This is a genomic window from Syntrophobotulus glycolicus DSM 8271, from assembly GCF_000190635.1.
Classification (GTDB): Bacteria; Bacillota; Desulfitobacteriia; order Desulfitobacteriales; family Syntrophobotulaceae; genus Syntrophobotulus; species Syntrophobotulus glycolicus.
On record NC_015172.1, the window covers coordinates 2,674,346 to 2,696,596 of the forward strand.

Annotated in this window: 30 protein-coding genes; 12 read left to right on the plus strand and 18 right to left on the minus strand. The window is 44.6% G+C overall.

From position 1 onward, the window contains the following. The first annotated feature begins 117 nt into the window (after positions 1-117). The gene (locus SGLY_RS13295) at positions 118-897 is read left to right on the plus strand and encodes a flagellar motor protein (protein ID WP_013625745.1); all 780 of its coding nucleotides are present in this window, start codon (positions 118-120) and stop codon (positions 895-897) included. A 13-nt stretch (positions 898-910) separates the two neighbouring features. Then, on the plus strand, positions 911-1,732 hold the full coding sequence (locus tag SGLY_RS13300; protein WP_013625746.1) for a flagellar motor protein MotB: 822 nt from the start codon (positions 911-913) through the stop codon (positions 1,730-1,732). Here the strand turns inward: SGLY_RS13300 and SGLY_RS13305 are convergent. Beyond that, complete coding sequence (locus tag SGLY_RS13305; protein ID WP_013625747.1) at positions 1,726-2,763, minus strand: M28 family metallopeptidase; 1,038 nt, start codon at positions 2,761-2,763, stop codon at positions 1,726-1,728. The two genes, SGLY_RS13300 and SGLY_RS13305, sit on opposite strands and share 7 nt — an antisense overlap. Before the next feature lie 31 nt (positions 2,764-2,794). Between SGLY_RS13305 and SGLY_RS13310 the strand changes: the two genes are divergently transcribed. The 3 genes from SGLY_RS13310 to ytvI all read left to right on the plus strand — a co-directional run bounded on the left by SGLY_RS13310 (position 2,795) and on the right by ytvI (position 5,366). Continuing rightward, positions 2,795-3,238 carry a YaaR family protein gene (locus SGLY_RS13310; RefSeq protein ID WP_013625748.1) on the plus strand — a complete coding sequence of 148 codons (444 nt, stop codon included), beginning with the start codon at positions 2,795-2,797 and terminating at the stop codon, positions 3,236-3,238. Positions 3,239-3,290: 52 nt separating this feature from the next. Next, positions 3,291-4,091 (plus strand): CheR family methyltransferase, encoded by an 801-nt coding sequence (locus tag SGLY_RS13315; protein ID WP_013625749.1) that lies wholly within the window; start codon positions 3,291-3,293, stop codon positions 4,089-4,091. Between the two features lie 168 nt (positions 4,092-4,259). Further along, complete coding sequence (ytvI, locus tag SGLY_RS13320) at positions 4,260-5,366, plus strand: sporulation integral membrane protein YtvI (protein WP_013625750.1); 1,107 nt, start codon at positions 4,260-4,262, stop codon at positions 5,364-5,366. Positions 5,367-5,416: 50 nt separating this feature from the next. Here ytvI and SGLY_RS13325 read toward each other — a convergent pair whose 3' ends face one another. The 8 genes from SGLY_RS13325 to SGLY_RS13360 all read right to left on the minus strand — a co-directional run bounded on the left by SGLY_RS13325 (position 5,417) and on the right by SGLY_RS13360 (position 9,718). Continuing rightward, positions 5,417-6,430: an ABC transporter ATP-binding protein gene (locus SGLY_RS13325; RefSeq protein WP_013625751.1), complete on the minus strand. Its 1,014-nt coding sequence runs from the start codon at positions 6,428-6,430 to the stop codon at positions 5,417-5,419. Then, positions 6,381-7,229: an ABC transporter permease gene (locus SGLY_RS13330; RefSeq protein ID WP_013625752.1), complete on the minus strand. Its 849-nt coding sequence runs from the start codon at positions 7,227-7,229 to the stop codon at positions 6,381-6,383. Before SGLY_RS13330 ends, SGLY_RS13325 begins: the two co-directional genes overlap by 50 nt. After that, on the minus strand, positions 7,219-7,986 hold the full coding sequence (locus SGLY_RS13335; RefSeq protein WP_013625753.1) for a hypothetical protein: 768 nt from the start codon (positions 7,984-7,986) through the stop codon (positions 7,219-7,221). The genes SGLY_RS13330 and SGLY_RS13335 overlap by 11 nt, the downstream gene beginning before the upstream one ends. A 94-nt stretch (positions 7,987-8,080) precedes the next feature. Beyond that, the gene (locus tag SGLY_RS13340) at positions 8,081-8,284 is read right to left on the minus strand and encodes a hypothetical protein (RefSeq protein WP_013625754.1); all 204 of its coding nucleotides are present in this window, start codon (positions 8,282-8,284) and stop codon (positions 8,081-8,083) included. A gap of 188 nt (positions 8,285-8,472) precedes the next feature. Beyond that, on the minus strand, positions 8,473-8,682 hold the full coding sequence (locus tag SGLY_RS13345) for a helix-turn-helix domain-containing protein (RefSeq protein ID WP_013625755.1): 210 nt from the start codon (positions 8,680-8,682) through the stop codon (positions 8,473-8,475). 57 nt (positions 8,683-8,739) lie between these two features. After that, positions 8,740-9,003, minus strand: a complete 264-nt coding sequence (locus SGLY_RS17640) for a type II toxin-antitoxin system RelE/ParE family toxin (RefSeq protein ID WP_242822954.1) — start codon at positions 9,001-9,003, stop codon at positions 8,740-8,742. Between the two features lie 66 nt (positions 9,004-9,069). Continuing rightward, complete coding sequence (locus SGLY_RS13355) at positions 9,070-9,495, minus strand: type II toxin-antitoxin system HicB family antitoxin (protein WP_013625756.1); 426 nt, start codon at positions 9,493-9,495, stop codon at positions 9,070-9,072. Between the two features lie 67 nt (positions 9,496-9,562). Next, on the minus strand, positions 9,563-9,718 hold the full coding sequence (locus SGLY_RS13360) for a type II toxin-antitoxin system HicA family toxin (protein WP_013625757.1): 156 nt from the start codon (positions 9,716-9,718) through the stop codon (positions 9,563-9,565). Between the two features lie 177 nt (positions 9,719-9,895). On the opposite strand from SGLY_RS13360, the gene SGLY_RS13365 reads away from it, so the two are divergent. Beyond that, positions 9,896-10,792, plus strand: a complete 897-nt coding sequence (locus SGLY_RS13365; RefSeq protein WP_013625758.1) for a site-specific integrase — start codon at positions 9,896-9,898, stop codon at positions 10,790-10,792. Between the two features lie 222 nt (positions 10,793-11,014). Here the strand turns inward: SGLY_RS13365 and SGLY_RS13370 are convergent, their stop codons facing one another. From SGLY_RS13370 to SGLY_RS13380, 3 genes are all read right to left on the minus strand, one after another. Then, positions 11,015-11,332, minus strand: a complete 318-nt coding sequence (locus SGLY_RS13370) for a helix-turn-helix transcriptional regulator (protein WP_013625759.1) — start codon at positions 11,330-11,332, stop codon at positions 11,015-11,017. Position 11,333: 1 nt separating this feature from the next. Next, positions 11,334-11,693, minus strand: coding sequence for a type II toxin-antitoxin system RelE/ParE family toxin (locus SGLY_RS18535; RefSeq protein ID WP_013625760.1), 360 nt, complete (start codon positions 11,691-11,693; stop codon positions 11,334-11,336). Positions 11,694-11,759: 66 nt separating this feature from the next. After that, positions 11,760-11,963, minus strand: coding sequence for a helix-turn-helix domain-containing protein (locus SGLY_RS13380; protein ID WP_013625761.1), 204 nt, complete (start codon positions 11,961-11,963; stop codon positions 11,760-11,762). 405 nt (positions 11,964-12,368) lie between these two features. Between SGLY_RS13380 and SGLY_RS13385 the strand changes: the two genes are divergently transcribed. From SGLY_RS13385 to SGLY_RS17210, 4 genes are all read left to right on the plus strand, one after another. After that, positions 12,369-12,746 carry a hypothetical protein gene (locus tag SGLY_RS13385; RefSeq protein ID WP_013625762.1) on the plus strand — a complete coding sequence of 126 codons (378 nt, stop codon included), beginning with the start codon at positions 12,369-12,371 and terminating at the stop codon, positions 12,744-12,746. Next, positions 12,743-13,336, plus strand: coding sequence for a hypothetical protein (locus SGLY_RS13390; RefSeq protein WP_013625763.1), 594 nt, complete (start codon positions 12,743-12,745; stop codon positions 13,334-13,336). The genes SGLY_RS13385 and SGLY_RS13390 overlap by 4 nt, the downstream gene beginning before the upstream one ends. Continuing rightward, positions 13,323-13,574 (plus strand): Arm DNA-binding domain-containing protein, encoded by a 252-nt coding sequence (locus SGLY_RS17205; RefSeq protein WP_052298647.1) that lies wholly within the window; start codon positions 13,323-13,325, stop codon positions 13,572-13,574. Before SGLY_RS13390 ends, SGLY_RS17205 begins: the two co-directional genes overlap by 14 nt. 84 nt (positions 13,575-13,658) lie before the next feature. Beyond that, entirely contained in the window at positions 13,659-14,096 is a 438-nt protein-coding gene (locus tag SGLY_RS17210; protein ID WP_052298648.1) for a site-specific integrase, read from the plus strand. Positions 14,097-14,195: 99 nt separating this feature from the next. Here the strand turns inward: SGLY_RS17210 and guaA are convergent, their stop codons facing one another. From guaA to SGLY_RS13410, 3 genes are all read right to left on the minus strand, one after another. Then, the gene (gene guaA, locus SGLY_RS13400) at positions 14,196-15,728 is read right to left on the minus strand and encodes a glutamine-hydrolyzing GMP synthase (protein WP_013625764.1); all 1,533 of its coding nucleotides are present in this window, start codon (positions 15,726-15,728) and stop codon (positions 14,196-14,198) included. A gap of 70 nt (positions 15,729-15,798) precedes the next feature. Next, positions 15,799-16,344, minus strand: coding sequence for a hypoxanthine phosphoribosyltransferase (gene hpt / locus SGLY_RS13405; RefSeq protein WP_013625765.1), 546 nt, complete (start codon positions 16,342-16,344; stop codon positions 15,799-15,801). A 153-nt stretch (positions 16,345-16,497) separates the two neighbouring features. After that, the gene (locus SGLY_RS13410; RefSeq protein ID WP_013625766.1) at positions 16,498-17,166 is read right to left on the minus strand and encodes a hypothetical protein; all 669 of its coding nucleotides are present in this window, start codon (positions 17,164-17,166) and stop codon (positions 16,498-16,500) included. A 260-nt stretch (positions 17,167-17,426) separates the two neighbouring features. Here SGLY_RS13410 and SGLY_RS13415 point away from each other — a divergent pair, with 260 nt between their 5' ends. Continuing rightward, the gene (locus SGLY_RS13415) at positions 17,427-19,040 is read left to right on the plus strand and encodes an ABC-F family ATP-binding cassette domain-containing protein (protein WP_013625767.1); all 1,614 of its coding nucleotides are present in this window, start codon (positions 17,427-17,429) and stop codon (positions 19,038-19,040) included. A 228-nt stretch (positions 19,041-19,268) separates the two neighbouring features. Here SGLY_RS13415 and SGLY_RS13420 read toward each other — a convergent pair whose 3' ends face one another. Together SGLY_RS13420 and SGLY_RS13425 are read right to left on the minus strand one after the other, a co-directional pair. Continuing rightward, positions 19,269-19,436 carry a nucleotidyltransferase domain-containing protein gene (locus SGLY_RS13420; RefSeq protein ID WP_083811240.1) on the minus strand — a complete coding sequence of 56 codons (168 nt, stop codon included), beginning with the start codon at positions 19,434-19,436 and terminating at the stop codon, positions 19,269-19,271. A 161-nt stretch (positions 19,437-19,597) separates the two neighbouring features. Then, positions 19,598-19,978, minus strand: coding sequence for a hypothetical protein (locus tag SGLY_RS13425; protein ID WP_013625768.1), 381 nt, complete (start codon positions 19,976-19,978; stop codon positions 19,598-19,600). Positions 19,979-20,211: 233 nt separating this feature from the next. On the opposite strand from SGLY_RS13425, the gene SGLY_RS18670 reads away from it, so the two are divergent. Beyond that, on the plus strand, positions 20,212-20,448 hold the full coding sequence (locus tag SGLY_RS18670; protein WP_427916617.1) for a tyrosine-type recombinase/integrase: 237 nt from the start codon (positions 20,212-20,214) through the stop codon (positions 20,446-20,448). 102 nt (positions 20,449-20,550) lie between these two features. On the opposite strand, the gene groL is transcribed toward SGLY_RS18670, so the two are convergent. Next, the gene (gene groL / locus SGLY_RS13435) at positions 20,551-22,194 is read right to left on the minus strand and encodes a chaperonin GroEL (RefSeq protein ID WP_013625769.1); all 1,644 of its coding nucleotides are present in this window, start codon (positions 22,192-22,194) and stop codon (positions 20,551-20,553) included. Between the last annotated feature and the right edge of the window lie 57 nt (positions 22,195-22,251).

Below are 22,251 nucleotides of genomic sequence, written 5' to 3' on the forward strand. Positions count from 1 at the left end.
TCTTTCTCTCATCAAGAAATTTGTCACAATAGCTAAAGCTTTGTGTGGGAATTTACGTATTAATAAAGTGTAAGCCAAAATAGAATTACAAAAATTTACAGGGGAGAAATTGTACATATGGATATTACCACTATTGTTGGCCTGCTTCTTGGCATTATCGCGTTGTTAGGCGGCTTTATTCATGAAGGAGGAACACTTGGTTCTCTTCTTTCCGTATCAGCCTTTATGATTGTATTTGGGGGAACCCTGGGAGCGACTTGTATCGGTATCCCGCTTGAGGAACTGAAAAAATTGCCCAAGTGGTTTCAAATTGCTTTCACCAATCAGTCCTTTGGTACGGAAAAGGCTTATCATACTTTGGTCCATTTTGCTGAAAAAGCCCGTCAGGAGGGACTGCTCAGTCTTGAGCAGGAGCTGGAAACCGTTGACGATAAATTCACCAAACAGGGAATGCAGCTGATTATTGACGGGACCGACCCGGAAATCACCCGGAGTATTTTGGAATCCAATATCTCCGTTCTGGAGAACAGGCATAAAGTGGGGACCAGCTTCTTTGAAGCGGCAGGCGGTTTTGCTCCTACAATGGGGATTATCGGTACTGTGATGGGTCTGATCCAGGTTCTTGGGAATCTGACTGATCCTGACAGTCTCTCCGCCTCTATTGCGGCGGCCTTCACTGCCACTCTTTACGGCGTGGCTTCGGCAAACATCATGTTTCTGCCGATCGCCAATAAACTGAAAAGCAAAAATAAAAGTGAAGTTGAGACAATGGAAATGATCATGGATGGAATTATCTCTATTCAATCCGGAGAAAATCCCGCTATCCTGAAAGAAAAACTAAAAACCCATTTGGGGTATTTGCCTGAAAATAACAATACTCAAGAAATCCCGGAATAGATGGAGATAAAATATGGCCAGAAAAAAGCACTCCGAAGCACCAGAAAACCATGAAAGATGGCTAATTACATACTCCGACCTGATCACCCTGCTGATGATCTTTTTTGTCGTGATGTATTCTATGAGCAAGGTCGATAACGACAAGTTCCGAGCAATGGCTGACGCGTTAAACATGACCCTGGGCGGCAGCCCGGGTCGAATCAGTATTGCTCAGACTTCAGGCGGCGACTCTTTGATTGAAACCGGAGGACCGCAAAACAACCCTCAGTCCGCAAGCACCGATCCTGAAAGCTCCGGTCAACTGCAAAAAAATAACAGCGGCAATGTGGATATGGAAACCATGACCATCCTGGACATTAAAGCCAAGCTCGACCAGTTTTCCAAGGCAAACGGAATAGAAAGCAAGCTGATCTCCAGTACCGAAGAACGAGGACTGGTGGTCAGCATCCAGGATACCTTGCTGTTTCAGCCGGGGTCTGCTGAAATTTCCCCTAATGCCCTTGATATCCTCCAGAAAATCAGTTCGGTTTTAGCTGCGTCCCAAAACTATATTAAGGTCGAGGGCCACACCTGCACCCTGCCGATCCATACTTCCCAATACCGGAGCAATTGGGAGCTTTCCGTTATTCGGGCAACCAATGTCGTCCATATTCTTGCCGAAAGCGGGCAAATCAATTCCAAACGTCTTTCGGCGACAGGTTACGGTGAATTCCGTCCCATAGCAAGTAATGATACGGATGAAGGACGAATCAAGAATAGAAGAGTGGACTTAATCATCCTGCGTTCAAAATATGACGCGGTTGAGCCGGGCTTAGCCACGGCCGCCGCTCAGTAAGCCAAGGCCTTAATCAGCTCACAGCCGATTCTTACGGTCTTGTCCACTTTGCCGGGATTGATCATGGACATGTTGTCTTCGGGGGTATGGTTCTTGTCCAGCCAATTCCTGCTTAACATTGTCACGGCAGGAACACCCATGTTATTGAAACTGATCTCATCACTATGATGCCCGTTTCCCGAAACCAACTGGATACCGGCCCCGTTTTTTTGAACAGCTTCGCGGACCTTTTCTGTGAGGGGGTTTTTCCCGGAAGCCCACATGATATAATCATTCTGGTCGCCGTTGCCTACCGTGTCTAAATTCACGACGGCCTCAATCGCTTTTAGGGGAACTGTCGGATGATGAACGAAAAAATCCGATCCGATGTAACCCATTTCTTCAGCACTCCAAAAAGCCGCAATGATTGTTTTGGCGGGACTACGCCCGTTATAAGCTTCTTTGGTAAAATACCGCATGATTTCCAAAACACATCCGCAGCCTGAGGCATTATCATTGGCTCCCGCACAGAGTTTTCCCTGAAAATACCCGAGATGATCATAATGAGCGGATAAGAGAATATATTGGCCTTGCTCCCTTCCGGGAAGCCCTCCCAGAACATTGGCTGAAGGCAAATACAGACCGCCCGCTTCTTTCGGCCGGAAAAGCGCCCTTCCATTAATCAGCCGTTCTTCCATCGGCGGAAAAGAAAACAGCTGCAAGTATTGATCGTTTCCCATCGGATGTAGACCGATCTGGCGAAGTTCGTTTTCTAAATAAATCAAGGCTTTTGTTTCGCCTGATGTTCCGGCCCTGCGGCCTTCCATTTTTGAACCGGAAAGATTCTTGATATCATCTATTGCTTTCCGCCCAAATGCTTGTATTTTTTGTTCTGCGCCATTTTCTTCCAATGGCGGCATTTGCAAAGCAGTTTTCGGATCTCCCAGCCAGTTTTCGACCGCTCCCGCTATTCTGCCCGGAAAAGCTGTCCAAGGCAGCATGAGGGCCCCAAAACCAAAAAGCATTTTCAAAAACGTTCTGCGTGTCGGCATGATTATTTCTACCTTTCAGGGAGGATTTTATATGGCTATTCGGATCGACAGCTCCAAACAATCGGCAATTTCGGAAAATATTGATACACATTCTACATCGGAAAAAAACAGGGCTGAGTTTAGCCATATTTTATCTCAAACCACCAAGTTGAACAGCAAGGAGCTTGAGGATTTTTTACTCAAGCTGGACCTGCAGGGCAAAAAACTTTCCGAATCCCTTTCTGTAACAGATTTGCACGATTTTAAAAATATGGTGAAAAAGTTTCTCCAATCTACTTTTGGTCAAAGCCGCACCATGCAGGAAGAATCCTATTGGGATTTTCGCGGCCAGCCGAAGGTCATGGCCAGAGTGACCAAAATCAATCAAGCCCTGGAAGATTTAGGCCGGCAAATTCTTTCATCCCAGGCGGAACCTTTGAGAGTTCTGGAGAAAATAGGTGAGATCAGAGGTTTAATTGTTGATTTGTTTGCCTGATCACTGATATGATATTCTCAATATTTCATCACCATTATTGGAGGTTACAGCTTTGCACAACTCGCCTATCCTGACTTATGAACAATTTATCAAAGCCTTCCTTCATTTGAGCGGGCTTGACTTAAACTATTATAAAGAGAACCAAATGAGAAGACGGATCAATGCCTTTATGAATAACAATAATTTCCAGGAAAACTATCATGATTTTACCCTTGCCCTAAAAAGAGATCCGCTCCTCTTTGACTCTTTTTTTAAGCACCTGACAATTAATGTTTCTCAATTTTTTCGTGATCAAAGGCTGTGGGATATTTTGAGAACAACGATTTTGCCCCTGATCGTAAACAACCGGCCTTCTGTCAGGCTCTGGAGCGCCGGGTGTTCAAGCGGCCAGGAAGCTTATAGTCTCGGGATAATGATGCAATCGTCCTTTCCCCAGGTGAAATACAATATCCTGGCGAGTGACATTGATGTCAATGTGCTCAAACATGCTCAAAACGGTTTGTATGAAGAAAGGGATTTTATCAGCACCCCCCCGGAGTTTTTGGAGAAATATTTTACTCAATCAAATGGCAAATATCAAATTAAAGAGATCATCAAAAAAAATGTCCGCTTTGTCGAACAAAATCTCTTGACCGACCGCTTTGATTCAGGGTTTGACTTCATCGCCTGCCGCAATGTGGTGATCTATTTTACTGATGAAGCCAAAGAAATTCTATATAAAAAATTTATTGCTTCTTTGAATCCCGGAGGTATCCTGTTTACCGGCAGCACGGAGCATCTATTCGGCTACAATCTGCTCGGATTGAAGCCTATCGCTTCTTTTTTCTATCAAAAGAAAGAGAAAACCGGATGACCGCCACTCCAAATCATGACCACCTGCTCTGGGGGTGTTTTCGTTAACCAATAAAGCCGCACTTTCAAAAAGAAGTGCGGCTATTGTATCTTCCTGATGATATCCTATGATATAATTTGTCTGATCAACTCAGATCAATCGAATATTATTAGAGAAAGCGAAAAACCTATGAAAGATCCTGATACCTTTGATCAAAAAAGAGATCTTATTTTATTTGCGAAAAAAGTCCTGATTACTGTCGGCATACTTTTGGCCACAGTTGCGATCCCTTATGTACTGATGAAAACTTTTCCCTTTTTTCTGCCGTTTATTCTCGCTTATGTCACAGCTTTGTTTCTGGAACCGGCTATTGCTTTTATGGTCAATAAATGGTCTTTCCAAAGAAGTCTTGCCGTAACCCTGATTTATTTGATCTTTGTCGGGATTCTCGCTGTATTGGCTTATTTCATTACGCATAAAATATATCTTGAAATATTGAATGTCATCAGTTATTTTCAGGAGCATTCCATCCAGACCCTAAGCAATCAGTTTCTTCTCACCTGGAAAGGTTATGTAGGTAACACCTATTCATTGCTGCCGGCAGAAGTGATCATCAGAATCAATGAAGGGGTCAGCCAGTTTGTCAACAGCTTGGCTAGTTTAAATATCGCCGCAAATATTGTTGCTTATACCTCAGCCTTTTCTCTCAAAATCCCTAATTTTTTCTTTGACAGCCTGATCTATTTTATCTCGGTATTCTTGTTTTGCCAAACCTTGACCTCCATGCACAGTTGGCTTTTTGGTTTATTCCGATACTCTTCCAAGAAGAAAATTATTGTTGTGCTGAGCGACCTGCGCCGGGCATTATTAGGCTTTATTATCGCCCACTTTATTTTAAGCGCTGTAACCCTTCTCGTCAGCTTTATCGGACTGACCCTGCTGGGAATCAAATTTAAGGTTTCCCTTGGCTTCATCATTTTTATCTTTGACTTTATTCCGATCATCGGAATCAGCACGATCTATTTTATTTGGGCTCTGCTCTCCTTCATTCAGGGGGAAATATTTCTTGGAACCGGCCTGCTGGTCTTGCTGGTCCTGGCAATTGTCATCAGAAAAATTATCGAACCGAAGGTCCTCAGTGAGCAACTGGGCCTGAGCGCCCTGACTACCTTAATCTGCATTTGGGTCGGCCTGAAAACATTGGGAATTGTCGGGGTGATCCTGTTCCCTCTCACTCTGATCTTGATAAAGACCTTGATAAAGGTCGGGCTGATTGACTATAAGATAAAATTTTGAGTTGATGCCCGAGCTGTCCATCCGTACAGCTCGGGTACACCATCTTCGTACTATTTCCAACTGGAATACACGCTGGCAATCACCTGCTCAATCGGAGCTTTTTTTATTTCGACATCACAAACCCCGTCAAATTCAGATAGGAGCCGCATAAGAGTTTTAATCGGAGTTTGGGCAAGGTCAATCTCAAACTCATGAACACCATTTTCCGATGACAATAGCGCCGCGTTTTGAAGCGCCGGCCTAAATCCATTTTCCGTAGTCACAACAACACGAGTCAGATTTCCGGTGATTTTTCTTAATCCATCAAAGTCGCCATCATAGGCGATCTTGCCATCTGCAATCATTAGAATACGTTGCGCCATTTCCTCAAGGTCATCCATGTCATGGCTTGTAACGATGATGGTAACTCCGTCCTCACGATTGATCTTTTTGAGGAAGTCAATCATCTGACGTTTTGCGACAACGTCAAGTCCAAGTGTTGGCTCATCAAGCAAGATGATTTCAGGCGAATGCAATAGCATCATGGCAAGATCGGCCCGCATGCGTTGTCCGAGACTGAGCTCTCTGGCAAATGTTTTGAGCAGCCCGCCGATATCCAGAAGTTCCGTCATCATGGCAAGATTTTTACGGTACAGCGGCTCTGGAATGTTCCACACCACCTTTTTCCACTCAAAACTTTGGATGACCGGATGATCCCACCAAAGTTCGGTGCGATTGCCAAACAACACTCCCAGCTTTGACATCAACTCCCTGCGCTGCTTTTGGGGAGACATGGACAGCACAGAGATTTCGCCGGAAGTGGGCAGCAACATCCCTGACAATAGTTTCATGGTCGTGCTTTTTCCCGCGCCATTCGGCCCGGCATAAGCGACAAATTCTCCTTTTCCAATGTCAAATGCAACATCCGAAAGCGCCGCTATGACTTTCTTCTCGGGCTTAATAAGGTTTCTCAAAATGCCTTTGCCCGAATTGTCCCTTTGCCATTGTGTAAAGTTTTTTGTTACATTGAATAAGCTAACGGCGGAAGCCGTAGGGAACGTATCTGTTAGAGCCTTTTCTGACATAGTCGTTCAGTCCTCTCTTGAAAATATAACTTGCAATAAAAGATAGAATGATCGCATACAGCATGGGATAGTAGGCGCTTAACCCCAGAGGGGGCTTGCCCAAGAGGCATAACGACGGGAACCATGCCATCAATCCTTCGGGGAGAATCGTTAATAGTGGGATTTGAACAAACAGGGGCATCCCAGACAATGGGAATGTGCTCATGAACCATGTTCCTTCTATCGCCGTATAGGAGATTTCTTCAGCGGCTACGGGCGCATAAAACGCCATGCTTGATACGAGATAGGCCCGCGCCACAATAACTGCCATCGTCATCAGCAGATATGCGGCCAGAGATAATATCCAGCCGAACGAAACCTGCAATCCCAATCTGCTGACCGCGATAATCATCAAAATCACGCCGACAACAAAATTGCTGCCGCCCGTAAATGGAGTAAAGCCGCATGTGGCCAATTGTACTTTTATCGGCAAGGGTTGGGTAAACAGGTGCTCAAGCTGTCCTCTCCCGATAATCCTTGAGATATGAATGTTGTTCGCCGAGCCGAACATCATGAAGATGCCGGTTGTCAACGTGGAATAGGCCATCATAAACAACACTTCATCAGCGCTCATCCCACCGATGCCACCAAACCGGACTGAGATTAGAAATACACCGGACACAATAGAGAGATTGGAAATCATATCTGCGCTAATGATGGCCAAGGCATATTTGGTGTCGCGCAGGAGCCATGCCAAATCCATTTTTGCCGATATGCCAAGCAGTTTTATCATGCGTACGAACGTAATTTTATCCGCCATAACTGACCATTCCTTCCTGAGATTTTCGAAACGCAAGTAGGGCCAGCGGCCAAAGAATTAAATTCCAGATAATCTGTAAGGTCATTGTTTCACCTGCGTTCGCCGCCCCTGCAAATATGGATAGCGGCGCCCCACCGAGTGATGCAAAAGGCTGGTACCTCATGGCCTCCGCAAGTCCGAACGGCAATAGGCTAATCGGAATAACTGTTCCTGAAAGAATGGAAACAATCGCCATGCGTATTCGGTAAATCAGCCAGTTCATATTTCTCAGCTTAATGGATAAACACGCGAACAGAAAATCCACAGCAAATCCAAGGGAGATACAAAGCAAGAGGCTGAATAGAAAGTATGGCGATGCCGGCATCAGATTGACGCCCAATAACGGCGAGAAAAACGCCATCGGCAGAGAAAACAACAGCAGCATCGGCATCCAGCCTCCTGCCGTCAGAGCTGCGAGCTGGCCGAGCACCGGAAGCGGTCTGCCGTAGAGCTTCAGCAACACTCCTTCGGAAAGCCATCCGGACGCAGGTGTTTTAACAACCAGCATATCTGCCAGAAGCGCACTGGCGACGGTATATGTGAGCATTTGCTCAAGGGTCATATCAACTTTTGCACCTGACGACATGACCACCTTCCATAAAAAGACCAGAGGAATGAGTGTGGATATCCTGATGATGATGTCCGGCAGCAGATAAATGATGCCACCGTTTGTCTTTTCAAGCGCAGATAACTGCGCGGTTTTCAAATATTTCGTCATATAGAGTTGCTCCTTGTGCGTAATTTTGGACGCAAAAATGCCCGGATATCCGTTTGAATACCCGGGCAACTCACACAGCAGCAAACCTGACTAATCAGGCAAAACTATGATGAGGCAAGAGGCATTCAAAACGGCCAAATTGGGCGTAATTATCCTGTGAAAGCCCAATCCCGGCACAAATAACCGGCAAAAGGGCACAATTCTCCCCTACCGCCGCATTTTTGAATGCATAACCTTTAATGCACTCGCAATAATTTGCAAACACGTTTTCTCGGCTTGCGAATAACGTAGTGTTCATACCTCTCACCACCTTTCATCAACAATTAGACTTAATTTACCATGAGGGGATAATAAAGTCAATTCCCAATTTTCATTCATCAACTCGCTTTTTTGTTTAATATCTTCTTTTCTAAGGCGTAGTATCACTATTTAAAGGTACCACGGCAAGTGTTTTTCCCAGCGGTCGGAGAATTTTTAGGATTGTGGTCAGGTGTGGGGATCCGTATCTCCATTTTCAAGACGAGCAATTACAGGCTGCCGAACACCGCTTAACTCTTCCAATGCCATTTGAGTAATCTGTTGCTCTTGTCTGGCCTGCAATATTTCTCCTACTATTTTTACTTTCAAAGCTATTTCGTCCTGCTCGTCTTCAGTAAGGTTAGACACCAGGTCTTTTCTTAATTCATCCCATTTCATAATTCTTCCTTGCTCCTTTCAAGCCAATATGCAAGATTGCGTTTTGCTTGCTCAATCTCACGGGGAGGAAGTCTTTTGCGTCTTCTTAATACAGTGACGCAGCATCATAAATATATTATCCTTCCAATAGGCGAAGAAGAATCTGTAATTCTTTGGCCGAAGCTCCCATATATCATCCTCAATGTGCTTTACATAGGGCTTTCTGGCCCGGGTTCCATACTCAGCCAACACATCAAAGTACTCAATGATTTTCTTATGGCGAACCCGCTCTTTTTTACTGGTCACGGACTTGCTTTGCAAATCTTTTAAATACTCAATCATAGGTTGTTGGCCAAATTGATTAGAATTTCAAGACCAAAAACACCGGTTGCAAGACAACGTTCGTCACTATTTCTGCTCCTGAGTAGACATCTGATTTAATCCAAGATAATCCATCAGGGCTGTTTGAAACACTTTTGAATAGTTGACTCCTTGAGCCTCTGCCAGTTCCTTCAGCCACGCAGGTATTGTCAGGTTTGTTTTTACGGCCCTATTATCAAGTTCATTTCTTACAATGTCCGGAAAGACAGTAATAGGGGACACCATATAATTGGCCGCTGTGTCAGGATCCACTTGTGGGGATTTAGATGGAGCAGGCACTTCATCTCCATCCTTTTCCATACCGTATATATGCAACCCTAAAGCATCTACAGCTTGCTTTTGTGCCTTTTCAAAATCCTCTCCAAAACTTACACACCCGGGAAGGTCTGGAAAGTAAACACTATAACCTGATTCTGTCGGTTCAAATACCGCTAAATAAGTGAGTTTACGCATAGTTAATATCTCCTTTCTATTGTTCAGGCCAGGGCTTATTTGAGCCCTGCCTGCTTATATATGTTGTTTAGAGTTCCAGGAGCAATATCTCTTTATGACTTGGGACTGTGACCTTACCTGGCTTTGTTGGATGTTTCAGTTGAATATGAGAACCTTCTGTTCTTGCTTCAACTTCTTTCCATCCATCATTATGCAAGATTCTTAATAATTCTATGACGGTCATCTATGCTCCCCTCCCTACAATTAATATTATACGCCTAAATTATACGCATGTAAAGTACTTCGGCTGGCTCCTAAAATTCACGCGCGGGATACGACGAATATATCGCCAATGTCCAACCGCTCACAAAAGGTAAAGGGGCCCCGATATACATATTCTCGGGCGGGTACAGCCTAATTGATGAATATGAAATCATTCCTACGAGACGCAGCACCGGACACGGTACCCTCCTATAGAGATTCTCCGGACCGAAAAACCCATAATAAGTGGTTATCGGCACTGATAATCCCGTTATCGGAGGGCTTCCGGGCCATATTAAACTTCGCTGTGGAATACTACGACCTTCCCAAGAACCCCTGTAACCGGGTGAAGTCCATCGGTAAGAAACGGGCCGATGAAATGAAGTTTTGGACATTAGATCAGTTCAACGAGGTCATCGAGTGCGAAGAGCATCCGGGGTATCATGCCGCCTTTATGACGCTCTACTGGACCGGCATCCGGGAGGGTGAATGCCTTGCTTTAAGCCCCAAAAAGGTACTTGATTCTATCCAATCCTTTGACATCACTGAAACATTCAAGCGCAAAGACGGCGAAGACATCTTCGATGATCCCAAGACCGAAAATAGCGTCCGGGTAGTCTCAATGCCGGACTTCCTATACCAGGAGCTGAAGTATTATATGCAAGCTCTCTATGGCCTGAAAAAGGATGACCGGATTTTCTTCTTCACGAAAACGGCATTAAATAAAGAGCTGGATCGTCTGGCGGAGAAAGCCGGTATCGAACGTATCCGGGTACATGACTTAAGACACTCCCCTGTTGCCTTGCTGATCGAGCTCGGGTACCGGACCCATGCCATCGCCAAACGGATCGGCGATACCCCGGAAGAGGTAGACCGTACCTATGCTCATCTTTATCCAAACAAGGGCCAGGACATCGCCCGGGAACTCAGTAGACATCAAAACGGTATTGTCCGGGACGCTGCACCCCTGGATGACGACGGCGAGGTGTATAACGAGAAAGAGGTCGCCGAAAGTTTGGAAGCTGAGCATGTTTTTCATGATTTAAAGGTAGTTTAAGATATTAGTGCCAAATTAATGCCACGAGACAAAAAACAAAGCCGGAAATCCAGTGTTCATGCTGGTTTCCGGCTTTATCGTGCTTACTCCCATTCAATAATAGAAAGGTGTTTTCCTTTAGTTTCTAATGTTTTTCAGCCTTTTTCATCCCTGTAACACCCTTATTTTCTACCTATTATTTTTATTCTATGAAATTTTCAGTATCATAATAGTATCACTCAATTACCTTACTTCTTGTGCTCCGGTGGGAGTTGATACTGCTGGAGGAACATCTACCACTGCCAGAGTTTTCCCAAGTGGACGCAGAATTTTGAAAATAGTTGAAAGCTGCGGATCCGCTTTGTTATTTTCAATCCGCGCGATATGAGTCTGATTGATTCCACAGAGTGCATCAAGCTCGGCTTGGGTCATTCCCTTTTCTTTTCGGGCAGACAGAATCTCACCCACAAGCTTCACTTGGAAGTCAATTTCATCCTTTTCATCTTGCGACAAGGAGGTCAAACCGTTTTTTACATCATCCCAATTTCTACCGATAGCCATATCACCTGCTCCTTTCCAAAAAATCTTTCAGATTTCGTTTTGCTTGCTCAATCTCTTGCCGCGGCGCTTTTTGGGTTTTCTTTATGTAATGGTGAAGGATAACAAATGTATCCTCTTTCCAGTATGCATAAAAAAACCGATCATTGGTAGGCCGCAGCTCCCAAATATCATCTTCAATGTGCTTTGATGCCGGCAGACCAGCCCGAGAACCATACATTTTCAGCAACTCAAAATATTGGTATATTTTTTTGAGCCGAATACGACTGTCTTTGCTCGTTAGGGCCTTCAAATCCAAATCATCAATATATTCAGTAACCGGCGATTTGCCGCTTTTGTCCTCGTAAATTATTACGATGAACATCCTTAGTGTTCCCCACCTTCTACACTATATAACTAATTCGTTCTTTTTGTCAATGATTGGAACCAATTAGTTCTTTTTTATTTCTACGACATCTTCAATGTTGCAATCGAGAGCAATGCATATCTTTTCTAATACCGCCAGTGCCACATATTCGTTCTTGCTGAGCTTTGCAAGGGTAGCGGTAGAAAATCCTGCGGCTTTCGCCAATTCCAGCTTGTTCATTTTTTTATCAATGAGCTTCTTCCATAGCGGATCATACGATAAAGCCATATAATCACCTCCACGCTTATCCTACCACATATGTTTTACTATATCAAAATATTTTTTTATATTCTCTCAAAAAAGTATTGACATCCCTTGCTTGATGCTGTAATATGAAACATAATATAAAGCAAAAGAATATTTTAATAAAACAAAATATACCGTAGGGAACACAAAATGTCAACGAAGCAGCAAGAGCGAGCAGCTTCTCCAGCGCCTCGACCGTGAGCAGGAGTGGAAACCTTACGAAAGCGACCGTAATGTAAAGCAGGCCGATTATGAAAGATTAACGGATAATGACATTGAGCCCAATCTATTTGATGAATACCTTACATTAAGCCAATTAGCCTCAGCTCTGGAAGTATCCGAACAATTACTGGAATATAAAATAAAATACTGACCGGGAGAATAACGATGAAATCAAGATTGTTAATAGCCTTGGTTGTTTTAATTTTCACTTTCATGGCCTTGAGCGGCTGCTCAAAAGAGAATCCACCGGCGGCTGATCCGGGAGTTACCCAGCCGGAGGCAAACTACAGTATCAAATATGAAGTTATAAACGACCAGGACTACGGCACGGACCTGAAAAATCATTCGTTCCGGGTCGTCGTGGCCGCCGATGCATCCGATGACCAGCTGCTTTGGTTGTTCAATAAGCTGGACAATAAGAAATATACGGACGTCACGGTCTGGTTTTTCTCAGATAAAAAGCTGGTCGACAACGGCGATCCTTATGATGTCGCTATCGCTAAAAGAATCGGCCGGGCCGGAGAACCGAAGATAACGAAATGACAGGGCACCTCGTAACACACATCTGGCAATACAAGTATCCATTTCTCGTGTTAAGGCTCCTGCTTTCCTATCCCCTGTGCAACTGGACGGCCGAATATTATCTCCGAAGCCGCGAATATGAGACGGGCCTGGAGTTTATCAGGTTTGCCCGCAAGATTCTGGACGCTAATGTCGGTCGGATCCCGGCGCTGGAATTGGAAATCTATGACCGTAAGCTTATAACCATGAACCTGGTCCTACTGGACTACCTAAACCGCTGGAATTCTTATATTGAATACTTTGACTCTACGCTCGCCTCGAAACCCTACGTCATTCAATATAAGAAGGAAAAACAGCCGGCCGTAAACGATAAATATATGATCGGCGAGGATAGCCGATTCGTCCAGGTTCATTTTCTTTACCCAATGGATCAGAGATACGACATCACCTGCAGGAAGCTCTCCCGGCAGAGTGCCGGCAAAAATGTTGAACATCTGAAAAGACACAGCCGGTCTATGCTGCAGTGGGAAGACCTCGATCGACGCTACGCTCAAATTATTGATAGACTGAACTGGCTGCTGAAGGGAGAATATGCCTTTGCCGGCATATAAAGACGAAACGCGCAAAACCTGGTATGTCAAATTTTATTATCCAAACTGGAAGGGTGAGTACAAGCAGAAGAAAAAGAGAGGCTTTAAATTAGAAAGAGATGCTAAGGAGTTTGAAAGGCAATTTTTGCTTAAAGTCAGCGGCAGTCTGAACATGGCCTTTCAGTCCCTGGTCGAACTTTATTATGAAGACTTCGAGCACCGGGTCAGGGGCTCCACCCAGGACACCAAAAAAGTATGATCGACACGCACGTCCTGCCGACCTTTTAAAGCAAAGATTATCTCTGAGATTTCAAACGCTGATATTCGGCGCTGGCAAAACCTCATGCTAAAAAAGAAAAATCCCCGGAATGGGAATCCATATAAGCCTACCTACCTACGGTCTATCAACAGCCAGCTGAGTGCCATATTAAACTTCGCTGTGGAATACTACGACCTTCCCAAGAACCCCTGTAATCGGGTAAAGTCCATCGGTAAGAAACGGGCCGATGAAATGAAGTTTTGGACGTTGGATCAGTTCAACGAGGTCATCGAGTGCGAAGAGCATCCGGGGTATCATGCCGCCTTTATGACGCTCTACTGGACCGGCATCCGGGAGGGTGAATGCCTTGCTTTAAGCCCCAAAAAGGTACTTGATTCTATCCAATCCTTTGACATCACTGAAACATTCAAGCGCAAAGACGGCGAAGACATCTTCGATGATCCCAAGACCGAAAATAGCGTCCGGGTAGTCTCAATTGGAGGCCGAGCGTATTTTTCATGATTTAAAGGTCGTTTAAATTTATAGAGCCAAAGTAGAGCCACGAGACAAAAAACAAAGCCGGAAATCCAGTATTCATGCTGGTCTCCGGCTTTTTTCTTCTTATTCCCACTCAATCGTCCCGGGAGGCTTACTGGTAATGTCATAAACAACCCTGTTGATTCCCGGAATCTCGTTCACAATCCGGTTGGAGATGACCTCCAGGAGCTCATACGGGAGTTTCGCCCAATCTGCAGTCATGGCATCATCACTGGTTACCGCCCTGAGAATGACGGGATAACCGTAAGTCCGGCCGTCCCCCATGACCCCTACACTGCGGATGCTGGGCAGAACCGCGAAGTACTGCCAAATATCCCGATGCAGGTTGGCTTTTCTGATTTCTTCCCTGACGACGGCATCTGCTTCCCGCAAAAGGTCGAGTTTTTCCCGGGTGATCTCTCCTATGATTCTGATGGCAAGACCCGGTCCCGGGAACGGCTGGCGCCAGACGATTTCTTCAGGCAGGCCGAGCTCAATCCCCACTTTGCGGACTTCATCTTTAAACAGCATCCGCAAAGGCTCGATCAGTTCGAACTTCATGTCCTCTGGAAGTCCGCCGACATTATGATGAGTTTTAATCGTTTCAGCTGTTTCTGTCCCGCTTTCAACAATATCCGGATACAATGTTCCCTGCACGAGGAAATCAACCTGGCCAAGCTTGCGGGCCTCATCTTCAAAGAGCCTGATAAATTCGTTGCCGATAAGCTTTCTTTTTTCCTCAGGCTCGGATACTCCGCTTACCTTAGCCATAAAACGTTCATCGGCTTCGACGAAGTCAAGGTTTAAATGAAATTGTTCGGTAAAAGTCTTTTTTACCTGCACGGATTCATCTTTCCGCATAAACCCGTGATCAACATAAATGCAGGTCAACTGGTCCCCGATGGCCTTATGGACAAGTACTGCCGCTACCGAAGAATCCACACCGCCGCTCAAGGCGCAAAGAACCTTTTTTCCTCCTACTCTTTGCCGGATTTCACTGATTTGAGTTTGGATAAAAGATTCCATTGTCCAATTACCCCTGCACCCGCAAATACGATAAAGAAAATTCTCCAGCATAGCCTGTCCGTCCGGAGTATGCTTTACTTCAGGATGATACTGCACGGCGTAGAGTTTCTTTTCTTTGTTGAACATGGCTGCCACTGGTGTATTTCCAGTATGGGCGGCCCTTTCAAACCCTTCGGGGATGACCTTTACCGCATCTCCATGACTCATCAGACATTGACGTTTTCCGATCAGCCCTTCCCATATCCCTTCATTGACATCAATCGTCACCTCGGTCATTCCATATTCATGGGCTTGAGGCCTTTCTACTTCCCCCCCAAACTGAATGGTCATCAGCTGCATGCCGTAACAGATTCCAAGAATCGGTATCCCCAGTTCATATATTTCCTTATCGATCCTCGGAGCATTTTCCTGGTTGACACTTGCCCCACCACCTGAAAAGATGATCCCTTTAGGGTTCATCTCTTTAATCTTTTCGATCGGGGTTTTATAGGAGATCATTTCCGAGTATACATTGGCTTCCCTCACTCTGCGCGCAATAAGCTGGTTATACTGCCCGCCAAAATCGAGCACCAAGACTAGTTCCCTTTCCATATTCAATCACCTTTCTCTGATCAGATCGATTTACAGTATTTCGGGCATTTTATCGTTATTCAACATCCGCCTAATCCTGCTCAGTATATACCTCCGGCTTAAGTGCCCCTATGTAAGGAAGGTTCCGATAAGCTTCATTGTAATCCAGTCCATAGCCAACCACAAATTCGTCGGGAATGACGAAGCAATTGTAATTGGGATATACTTCTGTTCTCCTGCGCCCCGGCTTGTCCAGCAAGGCAGCGATCTTCATGCTCAAAGGCTTTCTCCTGCCCAGATTTTCCTGAAGGTATTTTAGTGTCAATCCGGTATCTACAATGTCCTCAACAATAATAATATGCCTGTCTTCAATACTGGAATCGAGATCTTTCAGAATCCTGACCTCACCTGAGGACTTGGCTGAGGCCCCATAACTTGATACTGCCATAAAATCATATCTTAAAGGAAGCTTTATCTCCCTGATTAAATCCGCCAGAAAGGGAACAGCTCCCTTTAATATTCCAATCACCAATAAATCTTTACCTTGATACTCCTCTGTAATCTGCGCTCCTAACTGAGCAACCCGTTTTTTTATTTGATCTTCGGAAAGTAAAATCCGGTCCAGATATTCCTCCATTTTTTCAGCTCCCTAATAAAGAATCTATCACGCATTATAGCATAAATACCCACATTTGAGTATGGATAAGATTCTTTGCCGCAATGATCTCCTTTCGTGATCTAAGCCTCCTGATCTAAGTAAGATAAGATGTAAGCTCATGTCTTATCTCTTTTATTTTGCGCCTTCAGGAGCCTGGATCAGAAATTTCTTGCCCATTTCGCTGAATTCTATTTCTATGGTCATCGGCTCGCCGCTTTCTTTGTTTTTTGCCTGAATCACCGCTTTGTTTACTGTCTTGCTCCTTTTATCTATATACAGAGTGTAATCAAAACCGGTCCAAAACCGCTCCAGTATCTGGTTCTGAATACTTGGCTGAAGACTAACTACCCAGCAATTCCTCTTATTCAAGACCTCCTGTCCCTTAAGGACCACCCCGCCGGCTTCTTTTAACTGTAAGACAGATAATGGGTTAAGCTCTAGCAAAAAAGCTTCCTGCAAAACAGAAATATCCGAATATTTTACCCATTCCTTGCTAAAGGGATCCTTATGGTAAAGAACATCCTGGATTTTGATCATCTCGATATTGGTTCCGGCCAGTTGTCCATAAATCCGAATATTTTCCCCGCCCTTTTCACCAAGAATTGTCGTCAATTGACGGTTGTTGCCGTCAACCCATTGCTGCTGACTTATGGTATAAGCAAAAGAATCGGCTTCATTCATGTTTTGCAGACTGACCGAAAGCAGATTATTCGGATTGGGCTGACGGGTCTGTATATATATTGCGCCTGCCGCGATCAAGCTCAGAATGATCATGGATAGGATGAATACCTTTTTTTTCATTTTCTGCCCTCCCGGCTGAGTTCTTGCTTAATCATATTCTCAGACAGCCGAAACTATTACTATGCATCGTGACTTATCTGTTTTAACGCATTAATCATTATCCTTATTTGTATTGATTTATGGTATTATTTAGATTAATTCCATTCTCGGATCTGCTGTACCGATCACCTGTTCTTGTTTCATTGATCGCATCTGTTCTTCATCTGATTTTAGTGTTATAATTTAGTGTTGCAAAATATTTTTTTGAAGGAAAGATAAACATGATCAGTACCAATGGCGTTACCTTAAGGTTTGGCAAACGAGCCCTTTTTGAAGATGTCAATGTGAAATTCACACCCGGAAACTGTTACGGGTTGATCGGTGCAAATGGCGCGGGGAAATCCACCTTTTTAAAAATACTTTCCGGGGAGATTGAACCAACCAATGGTGAAGTTGTCATCACCCCAGGTGAAAGAATTGCCGTCTTGAAACAAGACCACTTTGAATTTGATGAATATACTGTCCTTCATACCGTTATCATGGGGCATGCCAGATTATACGAGATTATGGTGGAAAAAGACTCCTTATACGCAAAACCGGATTTTTCCGAAGAAGATGGCCTGAAAGCCTCCGAGCTTGAAGGAGAATTTGCCGAATTAAATGGCTGGCAGGCTGAATCGGAAGCTGCGGAATTATTAATGGGCTTGGGAATTCCCAAAGACCTCCATGATAAAACAATGCATTCCCTCAACGGCAATGAGAAGGTTCGTGTACTCTTGGCCCAGGCCCTGTTCGGAAACCCCAATATCCTGTTATTGGACGAGCCGACCAACCATCTTGACCTGCAATCCATTGTCTGGCTGGAAAAATTTCTTTATAACTTTGAAAGCACAGTTATTGTCGTCTCCCATGACCGTCACTTTCTGAACAAAGTATGTACCCATATCGCCGATATCGACTTTGGAAAGATCCAGCTCTATGTAGGAAATTATGATTTCTGGTATGAGTCCAGTCAACTGGCACAAAAACTTATGCGGGAATCAAATAAGAAGAAAGAGGATAAGATTGCTGAATTACAAAGGTTCATTGAGCGTTTTAGTTCTAACGCTTCTAAAGCCAAGCAAGCAACTTCCCGGAAAAAACAACTGGAGAAGCTGACCCTTGACGATATCAAGCCCTCTTCACGTAAGTATCCCTATATTGCTTTTTCCTCCGACAGGGAGGCGGGCAATGATCTCTTAACTGTACAGAATATCAGTAAAACGATTGGCGATGAAAAAATTCTGAATGATCTCAGCTTTATGGTCAATAAAGGAGATAAGATTGCTTTTGTCGGCCCTGACAGCCATGCGAAGACTACTCTGTTTAGGACTCTGATGGGTGAGCTCGCTCCTGATCAGGGAGAATATAAGTGGGGAATTACCACAACCCAGGCCTATTTCCCCAAAGATAATACGGAATATTTCCAGAAAAACCTCAGTTTGGTTGATTGGCTCCGCCAGTTCTCCAGAGACCCTGATGAGACTTTTGTACGGGGTTTTCTGGGCAGAATGCTTTTTTCAGGTGATGAATCCCTCAAATCTGCCAATGTCATATCAGGGGGGGAGAAAGTCCGCTGTATGCTTTCAAGAATGATGCTGAGCGGCGCCAATGTTTTGATCCTGGATGAACCGACCAATCATCTGGATTTAGAATCGATCACCGCGCTAAATAACGGTTTAATCAATTTCAGCGGAACTGTACTCTTTGTTTCTCAGGATCATCAATTCGTCCAAACGATAGCGAACAGGATTATTGAGATCACTCCTCAAGGATTGATTGACAGGCAAATGGAATATGACGAATACTTGGATAATGAAAACGTTAAGGCTTTACAGGAGTCCATGTACAGTTAAAATTCTGTGCGAGAAGACACGGCATCTGTATGCGAGAATACTTTCGTTTCCTAAAAGGAAATAAACCGCCCCTGCCCATCGATTGATATGCTCCCTTCGTAGTAGACAGTTAAATTAATGAAACTGTTTCTATGAAGGGAGCATATTTTATGGATGCCCAGCCTGTCCATGATCCTGCTGGATGGCACCGCTGCCGTTGCTGTCTCTATTACTTGTTATCTATCTTTCTCAGTCCTCTTCAACTTCTGTCATCTTGCCTCCATCGATACGTAAATCTATATCGCTGTCCTGAAAAGCTTCCCCGCGTGCATAAGAGCCAAATAGATAAGCTCTGCTCACACCATAGCTCTTTAGAATGGGAGCTATGATACTGCTGATTTCCTCTACCGCATAAATCTTATCGTTTAATTTATCGTTATAATCCTGATTCCGCTACCCCTTGGCTACCCCTTAGTTCCAATGCATTACAGTATTTCCATGGCTCACGTTCAAACTTTTTAATTTCTTGATCATTACCTTAAATTTTCTATAATTTGATCTTTAGCTAACATTCTTCTTTACACCCTCTTTAAAATATTCTCATCTACAAAAAGATTTCTATGTTTAAACTCTGCCGGTGAAATATACATGAAGAGCAGTTTGAGATTCCCCTTAGCGTTACAGTCAAAATAAGGTTCACTTGAATAATAGTCTTTCTTGAATACCCAAGATGGTACATTCAAATTATAATCATTTGCCAGTTTATGAACAGCAGCAGCCATGAAAGCTTTTTGATATACCGGCAAATCGTAATTACTCGGTTCTTCCTCAATCATCTTTTGCTGATTTTCTGAATCTTGCCGGTAAAATTCATCCAAGAAATTCCCTAGAACAATGTAAAAATCCTTTCCCTGATGAATTTCGTTAAAAACTTGATCTATGGTTTCATTAGCGTTCATAGACGGATACCTTCTTTCGATTACGCCTGCCATTCTCATGCTAAAGCAAGGTGTTGTTATTAAGTATTATACATTACCGTTTTTTTTACAGTAAAGTTTCTTTATCTTTTTGCAACTGATTGATATTTCCGCTCCAATGAGGAAAGCTTCATATCTTTTTTCAGTAACCTTTTGGGGGGTATGGGGGCAAAGCCTCCAGAAGGGGTTTGGGGGAACCCCAACAAGCTATTTGGGTGCGTGAGCACCCAAATAGGAAAGGCTTCGTTTTTATTTTTCTGGAGAAAGACATCGGCTACCCAATATATGTGAAGCACGTGGATTACCGAATGTCCAGAATTCTGAAGTTCGCAGGATTAGACGAGGGCCCAACGCCACATAGCTTAAGGCACACTCACGCTTCATTATGTGCCGAGGCCGGAGTACCTTTGCACGAAAAAAAGAAGCCGCTCAAAGGTTCAGCAACCTCATGAACGACCTCTTATCAATCTTTACAAAATTTCTGTCGCTACCCCCGCGTTACCCCGCAGGGTTTTTCATTACCTAAAAAGGCTTGGGACTTTTCCAGCGGTTCCTTACATCATGCCGCCCATGCCCATGCCACCCATACCGCCCATACCGCCCATTCCTGGAGCAGCAGCGCCTTCTTTTTCCGGGAGGTCTGCAACCAGGCATTCGGTTGTAAGCACCATAGCGGAAATTGAAGCGGCATTCTGCAGAGCAGAACGAGTAACTTTGGCAGGATCAACAATTCCGGCAGCGATCATATCTTCATATTTTTCCGTCATTGCGTTAAAGCCAACGCCTCTGGCCGCGGTCGTGACTTTTTCAATCACAACTGATCCTTCCAAGCCGGCGTTATTGGCAATCTGACGAACCGGTTCTTCCAGAGCACGGCGTACAATCAGAACACCGGTGCCTTGGTCGCCGGTCAGTTCAATTTCGTCCAGTGCGGGAATCGCATCAGCATAAGTTGTGCCTCCGCCGGAAACAATACCTTCTTCTACAGCTGCGCGAGTTGCCGCCAAAGCGTCTTCAATGCGCAGTTTCTTTTCTTTCATTTCAGTTTCAGTCGCTGCGCCGACCTGAATTACGGCAACACCGCCTGAAAGCTTAGCCAGGCGTTCCTGCAGCTTTTCACGGTCAAAATCAGAAGTTGTTTCCTCAATCTGTTTCTTGATGACTTCAACTCTGCCTGTAATCGCCGCGTTCTCGCCCGCTCCGTCAACAATAGTGGTTTCTTCTTTGTTGACACGGACCTGACGGCAGCGTCCCAGCATATCCAAAGTCGTATTCTCAAGTTTCAGGCCCAGGTCTTCGGTAATGACCTGACCTCCGGTCAATGTGGCGATATCTTCGAGCATAGCTTTACGACGGTCGCCGAAACCGGGAGCTTTAACCGCAACCGCGGTAAAGGTGCCGCGAAGCTTATTGACAACCAGTGTGGCAAGGGCCTCCCCTTCAACATCCTCAGCAATGACCAGAAGGGCTTTCCCCGACTGGACAACCTTTTCCAGTACAGGGAGGATGTCCTGAATCGCACTGATCTTTTTGTCGGTGATCAAAATGTAAGGATCATTGAGTACAGCTTCCATTTTATCAGTATCGGTGATCATATAAGCAGAGGTATAACCACGATCAAACTGCATTCCCTCTACAACTTCCAGCTCAGTCGTCATCCCTTTGGCTTCTTCAACCGTAATGACACCATCTTTGCCTACTTTTTCCATAGCTTGGGCAATCAGCTCACCAATCGTCGAATCCCCAGCGGAAATCGAAGCAACCTGGGCAATCGCATCTTTGCTTTCCACTGTTTTGGCATTGGATTTGATATCGGCCACAACCACCTCAACAGCTTTTTCAATACCCCGTTTGATTTCCATAGGATTAGCACCGGCAGCAACATTTTTCAGGCCTTCACGAATGATCGCCTGAGCAAGCACTGTCGCGGTCGTCGTTCCGTCGCCTGCCACATCATTGGTCTTGGTTGCGACTTCTTTCAATAATTGAGCACCCATATTTTCAAATGGATCTTCCAATTCGATGTCACGGGCAATCGTCACCCCATCGTTTGTGATCAGCGGTGATCCGAATTTTTTGTCCAATACTACATTGCGTCCCTTGGGACCAAGGGTTACACGGACTGCTTCCGCCAGCTTATTTACACCGCGCTCAAGAGAATGGCGGGCTTCTTCATTAAAACTAATTTGCTTAGCCACAATAATTAACCTCCTAATGATAAATAGCCTGAACCAGGCTCATCTTCTTCACTTAAA

Coding starts and splice junctions, on each gene's coding strand:
- SGLY_RS13295 (WP_013625745.1), top strand. CDS start 118: ATGGATATTACCACTATTGTTGGCCTGCTTCTTGGCATTATCGCGTTG.
- SGLY_RS17210 (WP_052298648.1), top strand. CDS start 13,659: ATGCTAAAAAAGAAAAATCCCCGGAATGGGAATCCATATAAGCCTACC.
- SGLY_RS17640 (WP_242822954.1), bottom strand. CDS start 9,003: ATGATTGAGTATTTAAAAGATTTGCAAAGCAAGTCCGTGACCAGTAAA.
- SGLY_RS13330 (WP_013625752.1), bottom strand. CDS start 7,229: ATGGCGGATAAAATTACGTTCGTACGCATGATAAAACTGCTTGGCATA.
- SGLY_RS13370 (WP_013625759.1), bottom strand. CDS start 11,332: ATGGCTATCGGTAGAAATTGGGATGATGTAAAAAACGGTTTGACCTCC.
- ytvI (WP_013625750.1), top strand. CDS start 4,260: ATGAAAGATCCTGATACCTTTGATCAAAAAAGAGATCTTATTTTATTT.
- SGLY_RS13355 (WP_013625756.1), bottom strand. CDS start 9,495: ATGCGTAAACTCACTTATTTAGCGGTATTTGAACCGACAGAATCAGGT.
- SGLY_RS13410 (WP_013625766.1), bottom strand. CDS start 17,166: ATGAAAAAAAAGGTATTCATCCTATCCATGATCATTCTGAGCTTGATC.
- SGLY_RS13415 (WP_013625767.1), top strand. CDS start 17,427: ATGATCAGTACCAATGGCGTTACCTTAAGGTTTGGCAAACGAGCCCTT.
- SGLY_RS13390 (WP_013625763.1), top strand. CDS start 12,743: ATGACAGGGCACCTCGTAACACACATCTGGCAATACAAGTATCCATTT.
- SGLY_RS13360 (WP_013625757.1), bottom strand. CDS start 9,718: ATGACCGTCATAGAATTATTAAGAATCTTGCATAATGATGGATGGAAA.
- SGLY_RS13300 (WP_013625746.1), top strand. CDS start 911: ATGGCCAGAAAAAAGCACTCCGAAGCACCAGAAAACCATGAAAGATGG.
- SGLY_RS13345 (WP_013625755.1), bottom strand. CDS start 8,682: ATGAAATGGGATGAATTAAGAAAAGACCTGGTGTCTAACCTTACTGAA.
- SGLY_RS13365 (WP_013625758.1), top strand. CDS start 9,896: ATGAATATGAAATCATTCCTACGAGACGCAGCACCGGACACGGTACCC.
- guaA (WP_013625764.1), bottom strand. CDS start 15,728: ATGGAAAGGGAACTAGTCTTGGTGCTCGATTTTGGCGGGCAGTATAAC.
- hpt (WP_013625765.1), bottom strand. CDS start 16,344: ATGGAGGAATATCTGGACCGGATTTTACTTTCCGAAGATCAAATAAAA.
- SGLY_RS13340 (WP_013625754.1), bottom strand. CDS start 8,284: ATGAACACTACGTTATTCGCAAGCCGAGAAAACGTGTTTGCAAATTAT.
- SGLY_RS13385 (WP_013625762.1), top strand. CDS start 12,369: ATGAAATCAAGATTGTTAATAGCCTTGGTTGTTTTAATTTTCACTTTC.
- SGLY_RS13380 (WP_013625761.1), bottom strand. CDS start 11,963: ATGGCTTTATCGTATGATCCGCTATGGAAGAAGCTCATTGATAAAAAA.
- SGLY_RS13325 (WP_013625751.1), bottom strand. CDS start 6,430: ATGTCAGAAAAGGCTCTAACAGATACGTTCCCTACGGCTTCCGCCGTT.
- SGLY_RS13335 (WP_013625753.1), bottom strand. CDS start 7,986: ATGACGAAATATTTGAAAACCGCGCAGTTATCTGCGCTTGAAAAGACA.
- SGLY_RS18535 (WP_013625760.1), bottom strand. CDS start 11,693: ATGTTCATCGTAATAATTTACGAGGACAAAAGCGGCAAATCGCCGGTT.
- SGLY_RS13310 (WP_013625748.1), top strand. CDS start 2,795: ATGGCTATTCGGATCGACAGCTCCAAACAATCGGCAATTTCGGAAAAT.
- SGLY_RS13305 (WP_013625747.1), bottom strand. CDS start 2,763: ATGCCGACACGCAGAACGTTTTTGAAAATGCTTTTTGGTTTTGGGGCC.
- SGLY_RS13425 (WP_013625768.1), bottom strand. CDS start 19,978: ATGAACGCTAATGAAACCATAGATCAAGTTTTTAACGAAATTCATCAG.